This is a genomic window from Lysobacter cavernae, from assembly GCF_042648505.1.
Lineage (GTDB): Bacteria > Pseudomonadota > Gammaproteobacteria > Xanthomonadales > Xanthomonadaceae > Lysobacter_L > Lysobacter_L cavernae.
This window is the reverse complement of the sequence record NZ_JBHRXK010000010.1, coordinates 26621-49288: the sequence shown is the minus strand read 5'-3', so window position 1 is coordinate 49288 and position 22668 is coordinate 26621. Positions and strand designations below refer to the sequence as shown.

The following is a 22668-nucleotide window of genomic DNA, read 5'->3' as shown; positions in this document are numbered from 1 at the left end:
ATTCGTGATTCGTGATTCGTGATTCGTGATTCGTGATTCGTGATTCGTGATTCGTGATTCGTGATTCGTGATTCGTGATTCGTGATTCGTGATTCGTCGGGAGCGTAACGGCCGTCATCCCGAGCGCAAGCGAGGGATCTGCTTGTATGTTCCTGATAGATAGAAAAAACCAACAGGTCCTCGCTGTCGCTCGGGATGACACAGGCCTTTACGAATCACCAATCACGAATCACAAATCCCGGCTACTCATGCAGCTCGCCGTCGCGCATCACGTAGATGCGATCGGCATGGGCGGCCACTTCGGCGTCGTGGGTGATCAGCACCACGGTGTGCTGGTCGTCGCGCAGGCGCTTGAACAGCGCCAGGATTTCCTCGCCGGTCTTGCTGTCGAGCGCGCCGGTGGGTTCGTCGGCCAGCAGGATCGGCGGCTGGTTGATCAGCGCGCGGGCGATCGCCACGCGTTGCTGCTGGCCACCGGACAGTTCGCTGGGGCGATGGCTGACGCGCTCGCCCAGGCCGACCGCAACCAGTGCCTGGCGCGCGCGCTCCAGGCGCTCGTGCGGCGGCACGCGCGCGTAGCCCAGCGGCATGGCGACGTTTTCCAAAGCACTCATCCGCGGCAGCAGGTTGAAACCCTGGAAGACGAAGCCGATCTTGTCACGGCGCAGCACCGCCAGCTCCTCGGCATCGAGCGTGGACACGTCAACCCCGTCGCACTCGTAGATGCCGGACGTGGGTGTGTCGAGGCAGCCGATCAGGTTCATCAGCGTGGACTTGCCGGAGCCGGACGGCCCCATGATCGCGACAAACTCGCCGCGACCGATGCGCAGGTCGACGCCGCGCAAGGCCTGCACCTCCGCCTCGGTGCTGGCGGCGTAGGTCTTGCTCAAAGCCTGCGTGCGGATGACCGGCACATTGTCGGCAGCAGCGCTCATTCCTTGGCGCGCTCGCCGGTGACGATCACGTCGCCTTCCTTGAGGCCGCCGCCGGAGACTTCCGTGCTGCTGCCGTCGCTGGCACCGATGCGCGCCATCACCATCTGCGGCTTGCCATCGACCAGGCGATAGAGCGCGGCGCGCTTGGCATTGAGCAGCGCCGACAGCGCGGCGTCCCACTGCGCTTGCTGCGCGGTGTCGAGACTGGCCCGGAACAGCGCGAAATCCTCCTTGAAACGCTCGGCCATGCGCTGGCGCATCTGCGCCTGCAGGTCGGCCGAACCCGCGCCCATCACGACCATGCCCGGCGGACCGCCACGCCCGCCGCCAAACAACCCGCTGCCGCCGCCCTGCTGTGGCGACTGCGCCTGGCGGGCCGCCTGCCGCTCGCGCACCGCGGCCACCGCCGTGTCGAAGGCCGCTTGTTGCTCCGTGTTGAGCTTGAGCGCGGCCGCGGTGCGGTTGAGGTCGTCGATGACACCACTGCCGCCGCCGCGCACCACCCCACCCGCAGGCGCCTGCGCCGCGCCGTTGTCGGCCGGCTTGTAGCGCAGTGCGGCGTTGGCGACCTTGAGCACGCCGTCGCGGCGGCTGACCTCGATCTCGGCGTTGACGGTCAGGCCCGGCAGCAGGGTGCCGTCGGAGTTGTCCACCGTCACCACCACCGGGTAGGTCACCACGTTGCTGGTGGTGGTGGCGGAGAGCCGCACCTGCTCGACGGTGCCGCGGAACTGGCGGTCGGGGAAAGCATCGACGGTGAAGGAGACCTTCTGCCCGGCCTTGACCTGGCCGATGTCGGCCTCGTCCACGGCCAGCTCGATCTTCATCTTGCCCAGGTCTTCGGCGATGGTGAACAACTCCGGTGCCTGCAGGCTGGCGGCGACGGTCTGGCCGGGCTCGATGCTGCGCGTCAGCACCACGCCGTCCACCGGCGAGCGGATCACGGTGCGCTCCAAGTTGACCCGAGTGGTCTCGGTCGACGCGGTCTGCTGGCGGATCTGGGCCTGGGCGGCATTGACCTGGGCGCGGGCCTGGTCGAGTGCGGCGCGGGCCAGGTCGACGTCGCTGCGTGCGACCAGTTGCTGCTTGAGCAGATCGGCCTTGCGCTGGTGGTCGAGTTCGGCGTTCTTGAGCGTCGCCTGCGCCTGCGCCAGCGCCGCCTGGGCGTTGGCGATCTGGGCGTTGCCCTGGGCGATCTGCGCCTCGTAGGTCTTGGGGTCGATGCGGGCGATGACCTGGTCTTTCTTGACCTCGTCGTTGTAATCGGCCAGCACGTCGGTGACCTGGCCGGAAATCTGGCTGCCGACGGTGACGGTGGAGATCGCGCTGAGCGTACCGGTGGAGGAGATGGCGACGCGGATGTCACCGCGCTCGACATTGACCGTGCGGTAGCCGGTATTGGCCGCGGCGGCGCCGCGCTGCCGGTAGAAATGGACGCCGGCGGCCACCACGGCGAGCACGACGACGGCGATGACGGTGCGGCGGACCCAGGCAGACTTGCGGGCGACGGACAGGGACTTGCGGGCTGCGCTCATGGGGCTCGCTTCGAGGGTTATGCCGGCACCAACGCGCACGGCGACATCCGGTTGACAGCGACCGTACGCAATCGTTCAGCCGGTGGTGCATCACAGCACATCCGGCCGCCGCCGCGCGACTCAGGGAGTGAAGTGGATCACCGCCGTGGTGCCCTGCCCGGGCGCGCTGCTCAGGCTCACCGGCCAACCGAAGCGCTCGCCGAGCCGACGCACGATCGACAGCCCCATGCCCTTGCCATCGCCATTGGCGAAATCGGCGCGGAAGAACGGATCGAAGGCCTTGGCCAGAATGTCCGGAGCCATGCCGATGCCGCTGTCGCGGATGACGATGCGGTCGCGGGTCAGGCGCACCTCGATCTGCCCCTCGTGGGTGAAGCGCACCGCATTGCCGAGCAGGTTGCCGACCATCACCCGCAGTACGTGCGGCGGCGCGACCAGCAGCGGCGCGCCTTCGTCGTGCAGGCTCAGCTCGATCGGCCGGCCGGCCAGCAGCGGCCGCACCCGCTCGACCTCGCCGGCGACGATGTCGCGCACCTCGAATTCCTCGCTCTGCGGCGCCACCTCGGCCTCGCGCGCGAGGATCAGGAACGCGTCGATCACCGCCTCCATGTCGCGACCGGCGCGCTGCACGCGCGCCAGCGAACGCTGCGCGCGCGGCGTGGTGTCCGGATCGGCCAGCATCAGGTCGGTGGCAACACGGATCACGGTCAGCGGCGTGCGCAACTCGTGACTGGCATCGCGGGTGAAATCGCGCTCGCGCTGGACGAAATCGCCTACGCGCCCGGCCAGCCCGCTCAAGGCCCGCGACAGCTTGCGCACCTCGTCGCCGGCATCCGTCGGCAGGTTGACCTGCGCGATCGCGCTGGCATCGGGGTCGCGCGGGTCCCATTGCGCGACCTCGTTCGCCAGCCAGCTCACCGGCGTCACCAGCCGCTTGGAGGTGCGATAGGTCAGCCAGATCAGCACGCCGCTGGTGAGCAGTGACAGCAGCAGCGAGACCAGGCCGGTGAACAGGATCGACTGGTCGGCGAGCGACGCTGAGAACACCAGATACAGCCGGCTCTGCGCGTGCTGGTCGACGTAGACCATGCGCCCCTTGCCGGGCAGCGAATGCAGGCCGGGGTCGAGTTCGGCCAGCTCAGCCGGCAAAGGCGCGTCGTGCGCCCCGGGCCGGATGAGGTAGGCCGTCATCGTCGACGACTTCGGCAGCGGGACAGTCGGGTCGGCCTGGTAGGTCTGCCAGAAGGATTCCGCTTCGCTCTCGATGCGCTGCTCGACCACTGTCTGGCGCACGACCACGCCCGCGAGCAGGATGCCCAAGGTGATCACGATGCTGCCGATCAGAGCTTGCGAGACGAAGGCAAGCTTGATCTTGCGCGGAAGACCATGCGACATGAGACGTTAGCGGCCTATTCCGGCGGCTGCGAGATGTCCGCGACGCGGTAGCCGGCGCTCTGCACGGTGTGCAGCAGCTGCTTGCCGAACGGCTTGTCGATGGTCTTGCGCAGGTTGTACAGGTGGCTGCGCAAGGTGTCGGAATCGGGCAGGCCATTGCCCCAGATCTCGCGTTCGATCTCCTGGCGGCTGACCACGCGTGGCGATTCGCGCATCAGGATGGTGAGCAGGCGCAGGCCGATCGGCGACAGCTGCAGCTCGCTGCCGCCGCGGGTGACGCGCAGGCTGGCCGGGTCGAGCACCAGGTCGGCGACCTTGAGCACCTCGCCACCGACCTGACGGCGCTCACGGCGGATCAGCGCGCGCAGGCGCGCTTCCAGTTCCTGGATCGCGAACGGCTTGGTCAGGTAGTCATCGGCACCGGCGCCCAAGCCGGTGAGTTTCTCGTCGAGCGTGTCGCGCGCGGTCAGCATCAGCACCGGCGTCGACTTGCGTGCCTCCTCGCGCAGTTTCTTGCAGACCTCGACGCCGTCCATGCGCGGCAGCATCAGGTCCAGTACCACGACGTCGTAATTGTTCTCGGTCGCCAGTCGGTAACCGTCGAGACCGTCGCTGGCGTAATCGACCTCAAAGCCGCGGCCTTCCAGGTACTCGCCGACCATTTCCGAGATATTGCGGTTGTCCTCCACGATCAGGACCAGGCCCCCGTCTCTCGTCACATGCATGCAACGTCTCCAGCCCTTCAGTTTTGTGAAGACTGCCCTCTACAGGGTAGAGGTTTCGTGAAGAGAGCGCATTAAGCTGAACACGACCACCCACGAACAACGCCCATGTTGACCGAACGCCTCGCCCCGATCCTGCTGCTGCTCGGCTCCAACGTGTTCATGACCTTCGCTTGGTACGGGCACCTGAAGTACAAGTCGACCCCGCTACTGACGGTCATCCTGGCCAGCTGGGGCATCGCCCTGTTCGAATACTGCCTGATGGTGCCGGCCAACCGCTTCGGCAGCGCGGTCTATTCGGCGCCGCAGCTCAAGGGCATGCAGGAGGTGATCACCCTGCTGGTGTTCGCCGGATTCTCGGCCTGGTACCTGGAGCAGCCGCTGAAGTGGAACCACTGGGCGGGGTTTGCGCTGATCGCTGTGGCGGCGTGGTTGATCTTTCTGGAGTAAGGGCACCACCGTCGCCCTGCGGCGACGATGAAGTGCCTGGCAGCAAGCTCAGAACCGGATCTTGCCGCTGAGGATGTCCTTGAACATCACCCAGTCGCCAGCGAAGGAATACAACGGGTGCTTGAACGTCGCTGGCCGGTTGTGCTCGAAGAAGAAGTGGCCGACCCAGGCGAAGCCGTAACCGCACAACAACGCCGCCAGCAGCCACCAGGCGTTGCCGGTCACGATCGCCAGTAGCAGCAGCACCAAAACGCCGCAACTGCCGATGAAATGCAGCCGCCGGCAGGTCCGGTTGGCGTGCTCGTCCAGGTAGAACGGATAGAACTCGCGAAAGTTGGCGAAGCGCTGCATGGCGTGCTCTTGCTCCGGGCGATCACTCCGGCGCGTCAAGGCTTTCGGCCGCCTTGGCCCGGTCCCAGTAACGATCCTGCGCCTCGAGCGGCAAGCCAGCAAGCGCATTGCCGTCGGCCTCGGCGAACGCCTCCATCGTGCGGAAGCGGCGCTCGAACTTGAGGTTCGCCCGCCGCAGCGCGGCGCCGACATCGACCTGCGCGTGGCGCGCGAGGTTGGCGCAGACGAACAGCACGTCACCGATCTCGTCCTCGAGCCGGTCGCGTGTGGCGGCATCGCCGGGGTTGGCGTCGAGCGCGGCGAATTCGGCGCGGACTTCGTCGATCTCTTCGTGCAGCTTGGCAAACACCGGGGTCACGTCGGGCCAGTCGAAACCGACGCGGGCGGCGCGCTTCTGCAGCTTCACCGCGCGTTGCCACTCGGGCAGGCCACGGGCGATGCCGGCCAGCGCGGAGCGGTCGGCGTGGCCGTTGTCTTCGCGCTCGCGGCGTTTGTGCTCTTCCCAGGCCACCGTCTGCGCCTGCGCATCCTCCACCGCTTCGTCACCGAACACGTGCGGGTGTCGCCGCACCATCTTGTCGCTGATCGCTGCGACGACATCGGCGAAGGCGAATGCCCCCTGCTCCTGCGCCATGCGCGCGTGGAACACGACCTGCAGCAGCAGATCGCCGAGTTCGTCCTTCAATTCACCCAGGGCATTGCGACCGATCGCATCGACGACTTCGTAGGCCTCCTCGATCGTGTACGGCGCGATCGTGGCGAAGGTCTGCTCGATATCCCACGGACAGCCGCGCTGCGGATCACGCAGGCGCGCCATGATCGCCATCAGGGTGTCGATGTCGCGCGGGTCGCCAAGACTATCGCTCATGCTTCGCTCTTGTTCGTCATTCCCGCGAAGGCGGGAATCCATGGACTTTGAAGATTTTCGAACTCAGATCTAGCCTGAAAATCCAAGCAACAACAACGCCCTTGGATTCCCGCCTGCGCGGGAATGACGGCCAAACCCTCACCCAGCCAGCCATTGCCTCCACGGCAGCGCGGTATCCCCCAGCGCAATGAAGTCGCCGTTGAGGATGCGCTCGCGCTGGTTGTAGCGGAATGGCCAGCCCTGTGGGTCGAGCACCGCACCGCCGGCGCCTTCGAGCACGCATTGGCCAGCCGCCGTATCCCACTCGCTGGTCGGGCCAAAACGCGGGTACACGTCCAGCGTGCCTTCGGCCAGGCGGGAGAACTTCAGCGACGAGCCCAAGCCGACCGGCTCAACGTCGCCCATCCGTGCAATGAACTCCTGCGTGCGGGCATCGCGGTGCGAGCGGCTGGCAGCCACGCGCAACGGCGCGGTAGCCGGCACGCGAGCATGCACCGCAGTGTCATGCTCGCCGTCACGGCGGAACGCACCGAGCTCGGCGCCGCCGTGCCACAGGGCGCCGGTGACCGGTGCCTGGACAATGCCGAACACCGCCACGCCGTCCTCGATCAGGGCGATGTTGACCGAGAACTCGCCGTTGCGCTTGACGAACTCGCGCGTGCCGTCGAGCGGGTCGACCAGCCACAGGCGTGACCATTGCCGGCGCAACGAGGTGGGCACCTCGTGCGCGGACTCTTCCGACAACACCGGAATGTCCGGGGTCAGCCGCGTCAGGCCGTCGACGATGCAACGGTGCGCGGCCAGATCAGCGGCGGTCAGCGGCGAGTCATCGTCCTTGTGCTGCACGGCGAAGTCGCTGTCGTAGATGCCGAGGATCGCTGCGGCGGCGTCGCGCGTCAGCGCGATCACACCCTCGCGCAACTCGTGGGGAATCATGTCGGTTGCGTCCTCAGCCACTCACGGGCGATGAACAGGGCAGCGATGCTGCGGCCTTCGGAAAAATCCTCACGCAAGATCAGCTCGTGCAGGTCGTCGAGCTTCCACGGCACCACCTCCAACTCCTCCGGCTCGTCGCCGGGCAGACGCTCGGGGTAGAGATCGCGGGCCAGCACCAGGTGGGCCTGGTGGCTCATGTAGGTCGGCGCCAAGGTCAGTGTGCGCAGCACGGTCAGTGAGCGCGCGCCGTAGCCGGCCTCTTCCTTGAGTTCGCGATCGGCCGCCTGCAGCGGCGTCTCGCCGGCGTCGATGCGGCCCTTGACCAGGCCCAGTTCGTAACGGTGCACGCCGGCGGCGTACTCGCGCACCAGCAGCACGGTGTCGGCATCGAGCATCGGCACCACCACCACCGCACCATGACCGCGGCCGTGCAGGCGCTCGTAGTGGCGGCGCTCGCCGTTGGCGAACTCCAGGTCGAGGCGCTCGAGCCGGTACGGGCCGGCGTCGTGCTCGGTGATGCGGTGGATGATCGGCAGGCGCCGGCTCATGGCGTGGCCCCGCGACAGCGCGTGCCAGCCGCCACGCTGCGCGACGCGCGCATAGACGGGATAATGGCGGGATGCAGAAGAAGACTCACGATGCCGCGATGCTAGCAGAGGCGGCGACCGCCGAAGCTGATCGTTGGCGCTCGCGCGACCTTGCCGTGCTCTGGCACCCGTGCACGCAGATGCGCGAGCACCCCCACACGCTGCCGCTGCTGCCGATCGAACGCGGCGAAGGCCCGTGGTTGATCGGCCGCGACGGCCGCCGCTACCTCGACGCGATCAGCAGCTGGTGGACCAACCTGTTCGGTCACGCCGAACCGCGCATCGCCGCCGCGATTGCGCGGCAGGCGACCACGCTTGAGCACGTGATCCTGGCCGGCTGCTCGCACGCGCCGGCGGTGGAGCTGGCCGAGCGCCTGCTCGCGATCGCCCCGCGCGAGGTCGATCGCGAGCCGCTGGCCAAGGTGTTCTATGCCGACAACGGCTCGGCCGGGGTCGAGGTCGCGCTCAAGATGGCGTTCCACTGGTTCCGCAACCGCGGCGTCGAGGGACGCACCAAATTCATCGCCCTGGAGGGTGGCTATCACGGCGAAACGTTGGGTGCGCTCGCGGTCGGCGACATCCCGCTGTACCGCCGCGTCTATGCGCCGCTGCTGGCGGAAGCGCTGTTCGCGCCCTCGCCCGATGCTTACCTGTGCGAGCCCGGCGAAACCCCGGCACAGCGCGCACAGCGCGCCGCCGATGCCTTGCGCGACCTGCTCGAACGCCATGCTGACGAGGTCTGCGCGCTGATCCTGGAGCCGCGCGTGCAGTGCGCCGGCGGTATGCGCATGCACGACCCGCTGTACCTGAAGCTGGTGCGCCAGCTGTGCGACGCGCACGGCGTGTTCCTGATCTGCGACGAGATCGCGGTCGGCTTTGGTCGCACCGGCACGCTGTTCGCCTCAGAACAATCGGGCGTGCAGCCCGACCTGCTGTGCCTGTCCAAGGGCCTGACCGGCGGTGCCCTGCCATTGGCGGCAGTGCTGGCCACGCAGTCGATCTACGACGGCTTCCTCGACGACTCGCGTGAAAAGGCGTTCCTGCACTCGCACAGCTACACCGGCAACCCGCTTGCCTGCGCCGCGGCTCTGGCCACGCTGGGCATCTTCGCCAGCGACGACGTGATCGCGCGCAACCGCACCACCGCCGCGCGCATGGCCGGGCTCGCGGCCGCGTTCGCCGATCATCCGCAGGTTGCCGACGTGCGCCAGGCCGGCATGATCGTCGCGTTCGAACTCACGCGCGGCGGCGACAAGCGCACGCCGTTCAATCCGGACGCCCGCATCGGCCTGCGTGCCTATCGCGCTGCCCTGGAGCGCGGCGTGCTGCTGCGCCCGCTCGGCGACGTGCTGTACTGGATGCCGCCGTACTGCGTCGACGATGACGCGCTGCAGTTGCTCGCGTCCACCACGCATGCGGCAATCGACCATGCCATCAAGGAGGCCGCATGCGCCTGACCCGGGTCCACATCGACCAGCCACTGCGCAGCGGCGAGGAGATCGCGCTGCCGGAAGGCCCGGCCACGCACCTGGCGCGCGTGCTGCGCCTGGGCGTCGGCGACGCCTGCGTGCTGTTCAACGGCGACGGCCACGATTACGCCGCGCAGATCATCGCCCAGGGCAAGCGCGAACTGCGCGTGCGCATCGGCGAAGCGACCCCGGTAATGCGCGAATCGCCGCTGCGGATCGTGCTGCTGCAGGGCGTGGCCCGCGGCGAGAAGATGGACCTGATCCTGCAGAAGGCGACCGAACTGGGCGCTGCCGAGTTCCGCCCGCTGTGGTCGCAACGCAGCGAAGTGAAGCTGGACGAGGCGCGCGCGGAAAAACGCCTGACCCACTGGCGCAGTGTCGCCGTCGCGGCCTGCGAGCAGAGCGGCCGCGCGCATGTGCCTCACGTGACCGCACCGGCCTCGCTGGCGGCCGTGCTCGACGCATTGCCGGCCGGCGGCCTGCGGATGATCCTCGACCCGGAAGGCGAGCTCGCCTTCTCCACCCTGCAGGTCGATACGGCCGCACCGGCCTATCTCGCCATCGGCCCCGAAGGCGGCTGGTCGGCCGGCGACCGCGAGCAGCTGCGTGCGGCAGGCTTCACCGGCCTGCGCCTGGGTCCGCGCATCCTGCGCACCGAGACCGCCGGCCTGGCGGCGATCACGGCGCTGCAGGCACGGTTCGGCGATTTGGCCTGAGTTGGCGGCCTTCAACACTTCACGTTGCGCATAGCAGAGCAGGCGAACCGCGACCGACTACCTGCTGCCGTGCCCGGGACGTGGAAGCTCCGGGAAGTAGACTTCGGGCAGGACCATATCTCCGATGATCGACTCGTGTGTCCGGAAGTACACCACCGAGCCGCTGCCGAGCACGAAACCATACCGCCTATGCAAACAGAGGTTCACTGGGATTTTTCTGGGTGTTTCGATCATGGCGCCGATGCGAACGCATCGTGAGCCACGACGGGAAGAACGCCCATTCGAATCCCATCGATGCACGATTGCCATGCGCTGGTGCGGTTTCCCGAGCACAAGGGTCAGCGTACTGCCGAGGAACCAGTTCGCGAACATGTAAGGCCCGAAGAACATCAGTACGCCGAGAACGATGGGGAATCGATTGCTGTGGCGCTTGGGCCGTTGCGATGCAACCCGGGATTGCTCGGCAGCCACCGTTGCCAAGTACCACGCAGCCAACACGGCCGGAATGATCGAGAACAGGGTCCAACCGTACGACGGTCTGTACACGCCCGCCGTCATTGCCGAGAACCCCAGAAGGTGGACGGCCAACACCGCAAGATATGCGAGCCATTTCTTCAAGTTCTGCATTCCATTGCCTCATGTGCATTTGAGCAGCGCCGAGAATCGATGCCAAAGCGCCGTAGCTCCACGGAATCGTTTAATCATGTCCCGGATGCGGCTTCTGATCAGAGGGTGGAATAGCAGGTAACGAGAGGGGTGCAAATGTGCAATGCAATCGTCACGTATCCGATGAGCGTCACCCATATAGGGTCAAAAACAACCCTTCAAATCTTGAAGTAAACCCGCTTCACGTCCAGCACGCGCACCACGACCCACCACACGGCGACGAACGCGAGCGCATATGCCAGCGACGGTACGTACGGACCGAAGCGCGGCGTCATCCAGTCGGCGAAGGCATGGCGGTACAGCGGCTCCAGCCATCCGGCCGCGACCAGGCCGTACAGCATGAAGGCGGAGCCGGCGTAGGCGGCGATGGCATTGACGCCGAAGGCGCGGCCGAACGGCGGCCAGCCGCGGTGGTCGACAAGCACATTGAACAGCGCCAGCACCCAGCAGGCGGTGCCACCGGTCCACAGCACGTAGGACGGCGTCCACAGGTTCTTGTTGAGCGGCTGCCACTGCGACCAGGCCAGGCCCAGCACCATCGCGACGGCTCCGGCGATCCAGAGTGCGCGTCGATCGCCGCGGCGCAACCAGTCGCCGACGCGCAGGCCAATGAGCGTGGTGGCGAGTGCACCCAGCGTGCTGAGCAGTCCTTCCGGATCATGGCCGCGGCCAGTCGCCGGATCGAGCTGGTAGACAAGCGCGCCGAGCATGGCGTGATCGAAACGGCTGGCGACGTTCGCGAACGGCTCGTAGCTGCCGCCACCGGCGAGCAGCAGGCCATAGCCGACCAGCAGCACGGCCAACATCGCCCATTGCGTACGCGGCCGCGCATGCAGGGCCAGCGCCCCGGCGGCCGCGAAGCACAACCCGATCCGCTGCAGCACTCCCATCACCCGGTAATGCGGCAGGTCGAACGCCCACCACGCGCACAGGTGCAGCAGCAGGCCAAGGCCGACGATACGCGCGGCACGCACCAGCACCGTCCTGGCCAGCCGCTGCGGCGGATCGCCACGCTCGACGCGCGGCCGCAAGGCCAGCGCGATCGACACGCCGACGATGAACAGGAACATCGGGAAGATCAGATCGGCCGGCGTGCAACCGTTCCACTGCGCGTGCAGCAACGGCGCGTAGACGTGGCCCCAGTCGCCGGGATTGTTGACCAGCAGCATCGCCGCGACGGTGAGGCCGCGCAGGGCATCGACCGAGGCGAACCGTGCCGGCTGCGGCAGACTCAAGCCGCCTGCGCCAGCGCGCCGCCGATCAGAGCCTCGACCGCTTCGAGGTCGGGCAGGAACGCGGCGTCCTCGTTGAGCAGCACGCGTGCCTGCACGCCTGGCGGTAGCACGCTGTGGTCATCGACCACCATCAGCGTCTCGCGCGACACCGTGACCAGGCGCGGGAAGCCCTGCGTCAGCAGCGCGAAGTACGGCGCCCTGGGATTGCCACCCAGTGCACGCAGCACCACCACCTTGCTGCCGAGGCCGCCCTTCTCGCCGGCCAGACCGGCCAAACGCGCGAACGCGACCAGCGGCAACTGCCAGCCACGCCAGCGGATGCGGCCGAGCAGCCAGTCCGGCGCCTCGGCGACCGGCTCGGGTTCGGCGTAGGACAGCACTTCGGCGATGGTCGCGTTGGGCAGCAGCAGGCGGCCGCCCGCGATCTGGATCAACACACCGCGAACGTCGGCCTCGACCGTGCCCCCGGTCATGGGGTTGGTCTGCGCCGGATTAATTTGATTCGCCATCTATCGACCCTTCGTGCGGACGGTTCATGCCCAGCGTGCGGACAGGCGTGCGGCCAGTTCGGCCGGCTGCCCCGATTCGCCGCCGCGCGCGATCAGCGCCATTGCCGCGACCGCATCGTAGCAACCGTCCGGCGCCTGGCCGGCGACCAGGGCGCCAGCCCAAGCGTGGTTCATCGCCGCGTCGACCCGTCCCGGATCGCTGCCGCTGAGCAACAATACTGCCGAGTCGGCCGCAGGCAGCGCGGCCAGCACGTCAGCGCCGGCATCATCGAAGCGGATGCCGGCCTCGTCGACCGCGATGCCGACACCCGCCGGCAGGATGTAGATCACCCCGCCGATCGCGGGCACGCCCGGTTCGGCCAGTTTGACCAGCAGCGGCGTGGCGCGCTGCATCTGCGCGACCAGCTTGTCGTAACGGCCGCCATCAAGACGCTGCTGCACCAGCACCGGCCACGCGAATGTTTCCGGCAAGGCACCGAGCAACTGGCGTACGGCATCGGGACCGCCGATACCGGCGAGCACCAGCACGGCGCCGTTGACGTGTGTGGCCGGCCGGTCATCGACCAGCTCCAGCGAGGAGATGCGGCGTTCGATCTCGTCGAGGTCGTGGCGCAGCCGGCCATCGGCCACACCATCGCTGCCGCCCTCGCGGTCGAGCAGGCCTTGCAGGGCCGGGGCTTCGTCGGCGAAGGACCAGTCCGGCGCGGCCGGCGCCACGACTTCGGTGGGCGCTGCGGCCACTGGCGGCACGGCCGACAGGCTGGCCTCGAACACCAGCACCGGCGCCGGTTTCAGCACGGCCGGCGCCGGCGTCGCGGCGACCGGTGCATCGTCGTAATCAAAACTGGATTCAAACGGTGCGATGGTGATCTCGTCGGTCGCCATCGCATCGGTTGGCACGAATGCGAAATCGGCCACGGGTTCGACGATCGTGGGCGGCGGCGCGTCCGACAGCTCCGCCATGACCGGGTCGAACGCGTGGCTGCTGACGGGTGCGGCTACGGGTGCGGCTACGGGTGCGATCGGCACCGGCTCGACGACGCGGTCCGGCGTGGCAGCGGCGTGCGTGTCATCGACATCTTCCGGCTCGTGCCCCGGCGGCAGCACGTCGCCATGACGGTGCAGTTTGGCGGCCAGGTGACGCACCCAGCGCGCCGCATCCCAGCCCTCGCGGGCGGCGGCCAGTTCGGCTTCCTCGAAGATCACCTCGATTCTGGGATCGACCAGCACCGGCTCGAAACGGTCCAGCGCGTCCTCGGTCACCGGGTCCAGCGCCACCACCACCACTTCTGGTGCGGCCGCGCTCAGCGCGGACGGCTCCAGTGTGGTCGGGTCGGCTTCGAGCACGAGCTGCACGCCGGCATCGCCGAGCGCGGAACGCAGGCGCTCGCAGGCCACGCCCGGGCGCGCCAGCAATACGACGCGACGCGTGGACTCACTCATGATGGCGCGCCACCCCGAGCAGTTCGTAGACGTTGCGGATCAGCTCGGGCTCCTGGTACGGCTTGCCGAGGTAACGCTCGACGCCGATCTCGAACGCGCGCTGGCGATGCTTGTCGCCGGTGCGCGAGGTGATCATCACGATCGGCACCTCGCGCAGACGCGCGTCGGCCTTCATCTGGGTGGCCAGCTCGTAGCCGTCCATGCGCGGCATCTCGATATCGAGCAGCATCAGGTCGGGCACGACCTCGGCCATGCGCTCGAGCGCGTCGATGCCGTCCTTCGCGGTCAACACCTCGAAGTTGTGGCGTTCGAGCACGCGACCGGTGACCTTGCGCATCGTCACCGAATCGTCGACCACCATCACCAGCGGCACGCGGCGGTGCTCGACAGGCGCAACCGGCACGGCCACATGGTCGCGCGGCAGCAGGGTCTGGCGGCGCACCAGCGGGGCCACGTCGAGGATCACCACGACGCGACCGTCGCCCATGATCGTCGCGCCGAAGATGCCCGGCACCGAGGCGACCTGCGGGCCGACGGGCTTGACCACGATTTCGCGGTTGCCGACCACCTGGTCGACGCAGACCGCGGCGCGCAGGTCGCCCGAGCGGATCAGCAGCAACGGCATCTGCAGCTGGCCTTCGGCCTTGGCCGGCGCGTGGCCGACCAGGGTGCCCAGGTCATGCACGGCGTAGTCCTCGCCACCGTAGCGGTAGCTGGCCTCGGCCATGTCCAGCTGGTCGCGGGCGATGCGACCGACGCCGCGCACCGAGGCAATCGGCACCGCGAACGTGGTCTCGCCGATGCGCACGAACACGGCCTGGGTGACCGCCAGCGTCTGCGGCAGGCGCAGGGTGAAGGTGACGCCCCGGCCCGGGTTGGAGTGGATGTCGAGCGTGCCGCCGAGCTGGCGCACTTCGGAGGCGACCACGTCCATGCCGACGCCGCGTCCGGCCAGGCGGCTGACTCCGTCGGCGGTGGAGAAGCCCGATTCGAGGATCAGCGCATCGAGATCGGCATCGGCCAGCACCGCATCGCTGCGGACCAGGCCGCGCTCTTCGCCGCGGCGGCGGATCGCGGCACGGTCGAGGCCGCGGCCGTCGTCACCGACCACCAGCACCACTTCCGAGCCCTCGCGGCGCACCGCGATGCGGATCGAGCCCTCTTCCGGCTTGCCGGCGGCCTTGCGTTGCTGCGGCGTTTCCAGGCCGTGCGCGACGGCGTTGCGCAGCATGTGCTCCAACGGCGCGGTCATGCGCTCGAGCACGTTGCGGTCGAGCTCGCCCTGGGTACCGTCGAGCTTGAGCTGGACCTGCTTGCCGAGTTCGCCCGAGGCCTGGCGCACGACGCGGCGCAGGCGCGGCAACAGGCCGTCGAACGGCACCATGCGCGTGCGCATGAGGCCTTCCTGCAGATCCGAGCTGACGCGCGACTGCTGCAGCAGCAACGTCTCGTACTGGCGGGTCAGGTCGTCGAGCGTGACCTGCAGGCTGCCCTGGTCGGCCGCCGATTCCGACAGTGCACGCGAGAGCTGCTGCAGGGTCGAGAAGCGGTCGAGCTCGAGCGGATCGAACGCCTGCTCGCCGGCATCGCCCTCGCGCTGGTAGCGCGCGACGATCTGCGCCTCGGTCTCGATCTCGAGACGACGCAACTGGTCGCGCATACGGGTGTTGGTCGCGGCCATTTCCGCAATCGCGCCACGGAATGCTCCGAGCTGCTGCTCGAGGCGGGCGCGGTAGATGGCGACTTCGCCGGCGTAGTTGACCAGCCGGTCGAGCAGGTCGGCGCGGATGCGCACCTGCTCCTGCGGCGCGCGCACGCCGATGTCGTCGTCGTCGGCCAGCGGGGCATCGCTGATCGGTTCCGACAGCGGCTTGAGCTCGACCTGCGGCTCGTCCATGGACACCGCGCGGTCGAGGTCGACCTGCGCAACGGTCGCCACGGGCAGCGGTGCGGCGTAGCTTTCGCCCCTCGCACGGGCATCGAATTTGGCGATCAGCGCCTCCGGCATCGCGATCGCGCGCCGCTCGCCGACGCGGGTCACCATCGCGTGCAGGCGGTCGAAACCGCGCTCGAGCAACGGGATGCCGTCGCGGCCGAGTTCGCAACGCTGGTCGACCACGGCCTCCAGCAGCGACTCCATTGCGTGGCCGAGCTCGCCCACGGCCATGATGCCGGCCATGCGCGCACCGCCCTTGATGGTGTGCAGATCGCGCTGCAGGCCCACCAGCGGTTCGCGCTCGCCCGGCGCCTGGCGCAACTGCGCGAGCAGGCTGTCGGAGTGGTCGAGCAGGTCGCTGGCCTCCTCGACGAAGATGTCGATCAGCTCCGGGTCGAGTTCGCTCAGATCCAGCGCTTCGTCCGGATCTTCGTTCGCGGCCAGGGCGTGGGCGATCAACGCCGCGACGGCTGGCTCCTGCGCTTGCGACAGGTCATCGACCGCGTCGTTGGCCGCATCGGCCTGCGCTTCGACCCGCTCCTCGACAACGACTTCGGTCGATGCTGTCTCGGCCGCAGCCTGCTGCTCGCGCAGCGCGCGCTCGGCGTCGGCGTACTCGGCTTCGAGACGCAGGTACTCGCGCTCCTCTTCGGCTGCACGCTCGGCTTCAAGGCGCCCGGCTTCGATGCGCTCGGCTTCAAGGCGTTGGACTTGCAGTCGCCCGGCTTCAAGCTGCTCGGCCTCGACGCGCTCAGCTTCAAGGCGTTCGGCTTCGGCACGCTCGGCTGCGCGTCGCTCGGTCTCAAGACGCGCCGCTTCAAGGCGCTCAACTTCGCGGCGTTCGGCTTCGAGGTGTTCGGCTTCAGCACGCTGAGCTTCGAGTCGCTCGGCCTCGAGACGTGCTGCTTCGAGACGCTCCGCTTCGAAGCGTTCGGCTTGCTCGCGCTGGGCCGTCGCCAGACGCTCGGCCTCACTGTGCTCCACGTCAAAGCGCTCGGCCTCGATGCGCTCAATGTCGATGCGCTCGGCGTTGGCGCGCTCGATCGCCTGACGTTCGGTCTCGATGCGGCGTGCTTCGGCCAGTTCGGTCTCGATGCGTTCGACGTGCCCCGGATCGGCCAGGTAGGCCGGACCGGCCTCTTCGACCAGGTCGGTGAACTCGCTGAGGTCGAGTGCAGCCAACGCCGGCGGCGTGTCGCCGGCCAGCGTCAGGCCGTCATCGGCCACGTCGATGTCGACCGGCAACGGCAACCGCGCGTCCGGCAGGCTGTCGCGCAGCATGCGCATGCGTTCGGCCAGGCCCTCGAATAGCGGCACCCGCGGGGCCGGCGACTGCAACGCCGCCAACGTGCGGCGGATCGCGTCGGCCACGGCCGCCATCGCCGCCACCCCCTCGGCATTCGCCGGCGCAGCGGCGGCGAGCAGGCGCTTGACGTAGGCTTCCGTCGGACCGGTGATTTCGGTGATCACCGGCACCTCGGTCATCGCGAACGCGCCGTTGAGCGTGTGGATCGCGCGTTGCAGGCCGTCGTCGGCCACGCTCGGCTGCAGCTGCGAGGCGGCGAGCCAATGCTCGATCGTCGCCAGATGACCACTGACCTCGGCGTCGAGGATCTCGAGCAGGACCGGGTCGACCGAGGCCGGCAAGCTGGCTTCGACGGCTTCCACGGCCGACGTGTCGATGGGATCGAACGCAACCGGTTCGGCCACCAGCTCGACCGAGACATCCGCCAAGTCGCTGTCGTCGATGCTGAAATCATCGACGGCGAAATCCAGGCTCACCGCCTCCAGCTCGATCGCTTCGGGCAGTGCTTCAGGCAGTGCCTCGACCGTGGACTGGACAACCGCGGCCACCGCGACGACGGCAGGCGGCGAGTACGCGGTTTCATCGCCCTCGACCAGGCGGTCGGCATGGGCTTCGATGCCGGCCAGGTCGGCGCTGATCGCGCCTTCGTTGCGCAGCGCCACGTGCAGCTGCGGCAGCGCGGCGTAGGCGTGCTCGACCAGGCCGATCACCGCCGGGCTGGCCGGGCGGGTGCCGTCGAGCACGCGGTTGAGCAGGTTCTCGATCTTCCAGCTGAATTCGCCCAGGGTCTTGGCGCCGACCAGGCGGCCGCTGCCCTTGAGGGTATGGAACACGCGCCGGATTGGACGCAGGCGTTCGCCGTCTTCGGGCGCATCGCGCCAGACCGGCAGCAGATCGCCAAGGTGGCGGATCTCTTCGTCAAGCTCCTCGAGGAACACCTCGCGGATCTCGTCGTCGATGTCGTCGCTGTGTTCGAAGCCGCCGGCGGCGATCGCCTGCGGCGTGGTGGCCACCGGTGCCGGTGCATGCGCGGACTCGGCAACGACCGGCGTGACAACCGCAGCCGGCGTGGCCGGTGCATGCGTCGCGGCGGCCATGACGACACCGCCGAGGGTGACGCTGTCGGCGAGGTCGAAATCCGGCACGTTGGCCAGTTCTTCACGGCTGATCGGCGAGGTCGCCGCCATGGTCGCGGCGATGTCGAACTCGGGCAGCGGCCAGTAGCGCAGCGTTTCCAGGCTCTGGCGGGTGATGTCGAGGATGTTGTTGCGGTTCGGGCGCTGCTCGCGCAGCGCCTCGAGGTAGTACTCGAGGCTGGCCAGTGCGTCGGCCAGGGTGTCTAGCTGCTGGCCGTTGGGCACGCGCTTGCGCCCGATCAGCTCGACCTCGGTGTAGCGCTTGACGCCGGTCAGGTAATCGGCCGGCAGGTGCAGCTCGAGCATGCGCAGGGCGCCGGCGACCTCGTCGAGCACGCGCGGCACTTCCACCAGTTCGGCGTGATCCCAGTTGGTCTCGACGAAAGCGACGAAGGCCTGGCGGGCATCGCCGAAATTGGCGATCGCTTCGCGCACGACGATTTCGAGCACCTTGCGCGCTTCACCGGCAAGCAGGCTCTCGTCGACACGGTCATCGGGCAGGCCCAGGCGCGAGACCTGGTCGTCGAGCGAGGCGTCGACGTAGAGCAAGGCGCCGGCCACGTCGAGCAACGCGCCTTCGTCGGCGGGACGGCGGCCGGAGGCGATGTCGGCCATCGCATCGCGCTGCTGCAGCACGACGGTGCGGGCGACGCCCAGGCCCATCATGCCGAGCGTATCGCTGACCCGTCCCAGGGCCTCGATCTGCGGGTGCAGCTGGCCGGCATCGGTCTGGCCGGTGCGCAGGTGCAGGTCGAGCGCGTCCTTGACGCGCAGCAGGTCTTCCTTGATGGCCGCCGACACCGTGTCGAGCAGGGCGCGGTTGCGGCCGCTGAGGCTGCCGCGGGCGTGTTCGAGTTCCGACTCGCTGGGCAGGTGCGCGGCAAGTTCGAAGGTGTGGCGCAGGTCGTCCAGTGCCGGATGGCGGCCGTCGCTGTGGGCGACGTGATAAAGCAGCTGGCGGGTCGGCTCCGCCGCCGGTTCGGCGCGCGGCGCGGCGAAACCGTCGTCGGCCAGCATCTGCCGGGCTTCGCGCTCGACGCCGCCGAAGGCCTGGCGCAATGCGCGGGTCGGCGGCAGGGCGCCGTCGCGCAACGCGCCGGCGACCGACGAGGCCACCCACAGCATGCGCCGCACCGGCTCCAGCACGACCTCGGCGAGCAGGCCATCGATCGCGGCGGCGAGCTTGCCGGCCTGGGCCGGCGCGCCTTCTTCCGGCCATGCGGACAGCGCATCGCGCAGCGCCGCCAGGTGCGCCGACGAGGTGCCGCGCACGGCCGGCGACGACGCCGGCAGGTGCGACGGCAACGGCCGGTCGAGGTCGGGGGCGAACAGCACGCTCTCGTTGAGGCCGGCCTCGCCGCGCGTGGCGCGCAGTTCGTTGAGCAACGGCAGCAACACGATGGGAATGTCGCGGTGGCCGCCCTGCAGGCGCTCCAGGTAATCGGGCAACAGCACCACGCCGCGCATCAGCGCCGCGCAGGCCTCGTCGCGGTCGCTGACCTGGCCTTGTTGCAATGCCAGTGCGAGCCGCTCCATTTCCTCGGCGACCATCGCCGGCGCGTACAGCTCGACCATGCGCAAGGTGCCGTGCACCTGGTGCAGGTGGCTGGCGCAGAAGCGCATGCGGCTGGCGTCAACCGGGTTCTCGGCGAACGCCTCGATCTCCTGCTGCGCCTGGCGCAGGGTCTCGTCCAGCTCCGGTTTGATCCAGCCGAGCGTGGTCGTGTCGATCGCCTCGCGCATCACGGTCATCGCTCACCTCGCATGAGGGCGAGGCGGCGCCTGCCGTTATCGGGCACGCCGCGGCGGCCGAAGTGGTCCATGTTCATCCTCGATCCAACCTCGTCCCTGATCAGGCCGGCAACTTGAAGTCGGCGACCGAGCGGCGCAGGTCGGCGGCGAGCTGCGCCAGGTTTCCAATCGACGCGGCGGTCTGGTTGGCGCCCTGCGAGGTCTGCGCGGTGATGGACTGGATCGTGTTCATCGTCTGGGTGATGTTCGAGGCCGCGCTGGACTGCTGCTGCGCCGCGGTCGAGATGCCCTGAATGAGGTTGGACAGGTCCGACGACACCTTTTCGATCTCGCCCAGCGCGGTACCCGCGTCCTCGGCCAGTCGTGCACCGGCGACCACTTCCGAGGTCGTCTGCTCCATCGAGGACACCGCTTCGTTGGTGTCGGACTGAATCGTCTGCACCAGCGTTTCGATGCGCTTGGTCGCATTCGACGCGCGTTCTGCCAGTCGCTGCACTTCGTCGGCCACGACCGCGAAGCCGCGGCCGGCTTCACCCGCCGAGGCGGCTTGGATGGCCGCGTTCAGTGCCAGGATGTTGGTCTGCTCGGAGATGTCGTTGATCAGTTCCACGATCGAGCCGATTTCCTGCGAGCTTTCACCCAGGCGCTTGATGCGCTTCGAGGTTTCCTGGATCTGGTCACGGATCGAGTCCATGCCGGCGATCGTCTGCCGCACCACGCCCGCACCCTTGGTCGCGATCTGCACCGAGCGCTGCGCCACGTCGGCCGATTCGGCCGAGTTGCGCGACACCTGGTTGATCGAGGCCGCGATTTCGCTGATGCGGCTGGAAGCGGAGTTGATTTCCTGCGCCTGGTGCTCGGCGGCCTCGGCCAGGTGCATGGCGGTGGCCTGCGTTTCCTGCGCGCTCGATGCCACCTGCACCGAGGTATCGGTGATCGTCTGCACCAGGCTGCGCAGCTGCTCGACGGCGAAGTTGATCGAGTCGGCGATGGCGCCGGTCATGTCCTCGGTGACGGTGGCCTTCACCGTGAGGTCGCCTTCTGCGAGCGAACCCATTTCGTCCAGCAGACGCATGATCGCCTCCTGGTTGCGGTCGTTGAGCTCCTTGGTGGTCAGGTAGCGCTTCTTCTGCTGGCTGTTCAGCGAGACCACCAGGAAGACGATGGCGAGCAACGCGGTCAGACCCGAAACGATACTGACCAGGATGTGGCCGACCGGATTGGTGCTGCGCACCGAGCCGAACGAGGTGAAGGCCTGGAACAGGCCCTGGCTGTCGGCCAGCAACTTGTTGGATCCGCCGGTGATGGCATCGGCTGCGGCCTGTGCACGGAACAGGTTCTGCGAGCTGGTGGTGATCGCGTCGAGGTCCTTCTTCATCTCCAGCCACAGCGTCTCGGCCTGGCCGAGCGCGGCCAGCGCGTTGGAGTTGCCGAGCGGGGTCACGCCGAACGCGGCGTCGCCCTTGCGCAGGCCGGTGAGGACATTGCCGAACACCGCGGCGTCGCGACCGAGGGCTTCACCGGCCAGCGCAGCGCCGCTGCCGCCGGCCTGGATCTCGGTGATGCGGCGCGCCATCGTTCCCGACAGCACGACCTGACGCAGCGCGATATAGACCTGCGACGACGGCGAACCCGATGCCGACATCGCGCGCACCAGCTCGTCCAGGCGCGCCTGCAGCTGCGGCACGCGGCCGGCAAAACTGCTGGCGTTGCCGGCCAGGGCCAGCACCGCTTTCTCGCTCTCGACGACCTGGTCGGCGCTCTTGCCCAGCGGCGCCCAGGTGTCGGTGACCGACTTGATCGGCCCGGACACACCGGCGGCGCTGCCGAAGTTGGTGTTGAGCTGCTGCACGTCGTCGACGATCTGCGCGCGCGTTTCCTTGAACGCGGTGAACGCCGCCGCGTCGCCGCCGACCGCCTCGCGGCCCTGCACCGCCAGCTTCTGCGAGTTCACCTGCAGGTCCGAGGCGGCCGAACTGGCGCCGCCGAGGCGTGCCGCCTTCCAGGTCGCGTAACCGGTGTTGAGGCCGAAGATCAGCACCGACACGCCCAGCACGATCAGCCAGGTGTTGACGCCAAGATTGCGGCCCTTGCCGGCAACGTTATCCATCACAGTGCTCATGGTTCGACCTCGAGTGTGGTGCTGATGCGGTGTTCGGACCGCGGCATGTCAGAAGCGGCTTGTCGGAATTCGGGCGTGCGGGCCAGCCGGTCCAGGCTGAAGATGCCCCACACGTGGTCGCCGAGCCGGTAGGCGCGGTCGATGAAATGGGCGTAGCGGCCGGCGGCCAGGTGTTCGCCGGCGATCTGCTCGGGCTCGAGCTGCTGCGGCTGCGTGAAGCTGCGCTGGCCGTACAGCTCGTCGATCAGCACCGCGACATCGCCGCCGGGCTGGCGCACCAGCAGGATGCGCTGGCTCTCGTGCAGCACGGTGCGCTCGCCCTCGAGGAACTGCTTGAGGTCGACGATCGGCAGCAGGCTGCCGCGCACGTTGGCCAGGCCGAGCAGCCACGGCTGCGCGCCGGGCACCACGGTGGCCTGCGGCAGCGGCAGGATTTCCAGCACTTCGCCGAAGCCTGAGGCCAGACGGCGGTCGCCGATGCGGTAGCCGACGCCGCGCCACAGGCCCGGCGCGTCGAGCTGCTCGGGCAGGCCGACCACGTGCGCCAGGCTGCGGCGCTCGTAATCGACCAGCACATCGAACGGCGACAAGGGCATCGT

At 68.3% G+C, this 22668-nt stretch carries 18 protein-coding genes; 3 read left to right on the top strand and 15 right to left on the bottom strand.

The annotated features are described in order from the left end of the window. Positions 1-242: 242 nt before the first annotated feature. The 4 genes from ACFOLC_RS15340 to ACFOLC_RS15325 all read right to left on the bottom strand — a co-directional run bounded on the left by ACFOLC_RS15340 (position 243) and on the right by ACFOLC_RS15325 (position 4590). A complete protein-coding gene (locus tag ACFOLC_RS15340; protein ID WP_386760136.1) occupies positions 243-935 on the bottom strand; it encodes an ABC transporter ATP-binding protein in 693 nt (230 codons plus the stop codon). Continuing rightward, positions 932-2470, bottom strand: coding sequence for an efflux RND transporter periplasmic adaptor subunit (locus ACFOLC_RS15335; RefSeq protein WP_386760135.1), 1539 nt, complete (start codon positions 2468-2470; stop codon positions 932-934). Before ACFOLC_RS15335 ends, ACFOLC_RS15340 begins: the two co-directional genes overlap by 4 nt. A gap of 120 nt (positions 2471-2590) precedes the next feature. Further along, a complete protein-coding gene (locus ACFOLC_RS15330; RefSeq protein ID WP_386760134.1) occupies positions 2591-3865 on the bottom strand; it encodes a sensor histidine kinase in 1275 nt (424 codons plus the stop codon). A 14-nt stretch (positions 3866-3879) separates the two neighbouring features. Then, positions 3880-4590, bottom strand: a complete 711-nt coding sequence (locus tag ACFOLC_RS15325; protein WP_386760133.1) for a response regulator transcription factor — start codon at positions 4588-4590, stop codon at positions 3880-3882. Between the two features lie 105 nt (positions 4591-4695). On the opposite strand from ACFOLC_RS15325, the gene ACFOLC_RS15320 reads away from it, so the two are divergent. Further along, positions 4696-5037, top strand: a complete 342-nt coding sequence (locus tag ACFOLC_RS15320) for a DMT family protein (RefSeq protein ID WP_386760132.1) — start codon at positions 4696-4698, stop codon at positions 5035-5037. A 48-nt stretch (positions 5038-5085) separates the two neighbouring features. Here the strand turns inward: ACFOLC_RS15320 and ACFOLC_RS15315 are convergent, their stop codons facing one another. From ACFOLC_RS15315 to nudE, 4 genes are all read right to left on the bottom strand, one after another. Further along, positions 5086-5388, bottom strand: coding sequence for an Mpo1-like protein (locus ACFOLC_RS15315; RefSeq protein WP_386760131.1), 303 nt, complete (start codon positions 5386-5388; stop codon positions 5086-5088). Between the two features lie 22 nt (positions 5389-5410). Then, positions 5411-6256 carry a nucleoside triphosphate pyrophosphohydrolase gene (gene mazG / locus ACFOLC_RS15310; RefSeq protein ID WP_386760130.1) on the bottom strand — a complete coding sequence of 282 codons (846 nt, stop codon included), beginning with the start codon at positions 6254-6256 and terminating at the stop codon, positions 5411-5413. Between the two features lie 138 nt (positions 6257-6394). Continuing rightward, positions 6395-7192 carry a 3'(2'),5'-bisphosphate nucleotidase CysQ gene (cysQ, locus tag ACFOLC_RS15305; RefSeq protein WP_386760129.1) on the bottom strand — a complete coding sequence of 266 codons (798 nt, stop codon included), beginning with the start codon at positions 7190-7192 and terminating at the stop codon, positions 6395-6397. After that, the gene (gene nudE, locus ACFOLC_RS15300; RefSeq protein WP_386760128.1) at positions 7189-7740 is read right to left on the bottom strand and encodes an ADP compounds hydrolase NudE; all 552 of its coding nucleotides are present in this window, start codon (positions 7738-7740) and stop codon (positions 7189-7191) included. Before nudE ends, cysQ begins: the two co-directional genes overlap by 4 nt. A 71-nt stretch (positions 7741-7811) precedes the next feature. Between nudE and bioA the strand changes: the two genes are divergently transcribed. Both bioA and ACFOLC_RS15290 read left to right on the top strand, forming a co-directional pair. Beyond that, a complete protein-coding gene (gene bioA, locus ACFOLC_RS15295; RefSeq protein WP_386760127.1) occupies positions 7812-9236 on the top strand; it encodes an adenosylmethionine--8-amino-7-oxononanoate transaminase in 1425 nt (474 codons plus the stop codon). Beyond that, positions 9227-9964, top strand: coding sequence for a 16S rRNA (uracil(1498)-N(3))-methyltransferase (locus ACFOLC_RS15290; protein ID WP_386760126.1), 738 nt, complete (start codon positions 9227-9229; stop codon positions 9962-9964). Before bioA ends, ACFOLC_RS15290 begins: the two co-directional genes overlap by 10 nt. A gap of 57 nt (positions 9965-10021) precedes the next feature. Here ACFOLC_RS15290 and ACFOLC_RS15285 read toward each other — a convergent pair whose 3' ends face one another. The 7 genes from ACFOLC_RS15285 to ACFOLC_RS15255 all read right to left on the bottom strand — a co-directional run bounded on the left by ACFOLC_RS15285 (position 10022) and on the right by ACFOLC_RS15255 (position 22665). Then, positions 10022-10591 (bottom strand): hypothetical protein, encoded by a 570-nt coding sequence (locus ACFOLC_RS15285; RefSeq protein ID WP_386760125.1) that lies wholly within the window; start codon positions 10589-10591, stop codon positions 10022-10024. 197 nt (positions 10592-10788) lie between these two features. Continuing rightward, a complete protein-coding gene (locus ACFOLC_RS15280) occupies positions 10789-11865 on the bottom strand; it encodes an acyltransferase family protein (protein ID WP_386760124.1) in 1077 nt (358 codons plus the stop codon). Beyond that, entirely contained in the window at positions 11862-12374 is a 513-nt protein-coding gene (locus tag ACFOLC_RS15275; protein WP_386760123.1) for a chemotaxis protein CheW, read from the bottom strand. Before ACFOLC_RS15275 ends, ACFOLC_RS15280 begins: the two co-directional genes overlap by 4 nt. A gap of 24 nt (positions 12375-12398) precedes the next feature. Next, on the bottom strand, positions 12399-13817 hold the full coding sequence (locus ACFOLC_RS15270; RefSeq protein ID WP_386760122.1) for a chemotaxis protein CheB: 1419 nt from the start codon (positions 13815-13817) through the stop codon (positions 12399-12401). Further along, complete coding sequence (locus ACFOLC_RS15265; RefSeq protein WP_386760121.1) at positions 13810-19947, bottom strand: Hpt domain-containing protein; 6138 nt, start codon at positions 19945-19947, stop codon at positions 13810-13812. The genes ACFOLC_RS15270 and ACFOLC_RS15265 overlap by 8 nt, the downstream gene beginning before the upstream one ends. 100 nt (positions 19948-20047) lie before the next feature. Then, positions 20048-22069: a methyl-accepting chemotaxis protein gene (locus tag ACFOLC_RS15260; protein ID WP_386760120.1), complete on the bottom strand. Its 2022-nt coding sequence runs from the start codon at positions 22067-22069 to the stop codon at positions 20048-20050. Next, entirely contained in the window at positions 22066-22665 is a 600-nt protein-coding gene (locus tag ACFOLC_RS15255) for a chemotaxis protein CheW (protein ID WP_386760119.1), read from the bottom strand. Before ACFOLC_RS15255 ends, ACFOLC_RS15260 begins: the two co-directional genes overlap by 4 nt. Positions 22666-22668 lie beyond the last annotated feature (3 nt).

Coding starts and splice junctions, on each gene's coding strand:
- ACFOLC_RS15260 (WP_386760120.1), bottom strand. CDS start 22,069: ATGAGCACTGTGATGGATAACGTTGCCGGCAAGGGCCGCAATCTTGGC.
- ACFOLC_RS15265 (WP_386760121.1), bottom strand. CDS start 19,947: ATGACCGTGATGCGCGAGGCGATCGACACGACCACGCTCGGCTGGATC.
- ACFOLC_RS15325 (WP_386760133.1), bottom strand. CDS start 4,590: ATGCATGTGACGAGAGACGGGGGCCTGGTCCTGATCGTGGAGGACAAC.
- ACFOLC_RS15270 (WP_386760122.1), bottom strand. CDS start 13,817: ATGAGTGAGTCCACGCGTCGCGTCGTATTGCTGGCGCGCCCGGGCGTG.
- ACFOLC_RS15330 (WP_386760134.1), bottom strand. CDS start 3,865: ATGTCGCATGGTCTTCCGCGCAAGATCAAGCTTGCCTTCGTCTCGCAA.
- ACFOLC_RS15290 (WP_386760126.1), top strand. CDS start 9,227: ATGCGCCTGACCCGGGTCCACATCGACCAGCCACTGCGCAGCGGCGAG.
- ACFOLC_RS15285 (WP_386760125.1), bottom strand. CDS start 10,591: ATGCAGAACTTGAAGAAATGGCTCGCATATCTTGCGGTGTTGGCCGTC.
- ACFOLC_RS15340 (WP_386760136.1), bottom strand. CDS start 935: ATGAGCGCTGCTGCCGACAATGTGCCGGTCATCCGCACGCAGGCTTTG.
- ACFOLC_RS15255 (WP_386760119.1), bottom strand. CDS start 22,665: ATGCCCTTGTCGCCGTTCGATGTGCTGGTCGATTACGAGCGCCGCAGC.
- ACFOLC_RS15335 (WP_386760135.1), bottom strand. CDS start 2,470: ATGAGCGCAGCCCGCAAGTCCCTGTCCGTCGCCCGCAAGTCTGCCTGG.
- ACFOLC_RS15320 (WP_386760132.1), top strand. CDS start 4,696: ATGTTGACCGAACGCCTCGCCCCGATCCTGCTGCTGCTCGGCTCCAAC.
- ACFOLC_RS15315 (WP_386760131.1), bottom strand. CDS start 5,388: ATGCAGCGCTTCGCCAACTTTCGCGAGTTCTATCCGTTCTACCTGGAC.
- cysQ (WP_386760129.1), bottom strand. CDS start 7,192: ATGATTCCCCACGAGTTGCGCGAGGGTGTGATCGCGCTGACGCGCGAC.
- bioA (WP_386760127.1), top strand. CDS start 7,812: ATGCAGAAGAAGACTCACGATGCCGCGATGCTAGCAGAGGCGGCGACC.
- mazG (WP_386760130.1), bottom strand. CDS start 6,256: ATGAGCGATAGTCTTGGCGACCCGCGCGACATCGACACCCTGATGGCG.
- ACFOLC_RS15275 (WP_386760123.1), bottom strand. CDS start 12,374: ATGGCGAATCAAATTAATCCGGCGCAGACCAACCCCATGACCGGGGGC.
- nudE (WP_386760128.1), bottom strand. CDS start 7,740: ATGAGCCGGCGCCTGCCGATCATCCACCGCATCACCGAGCACGACGCC.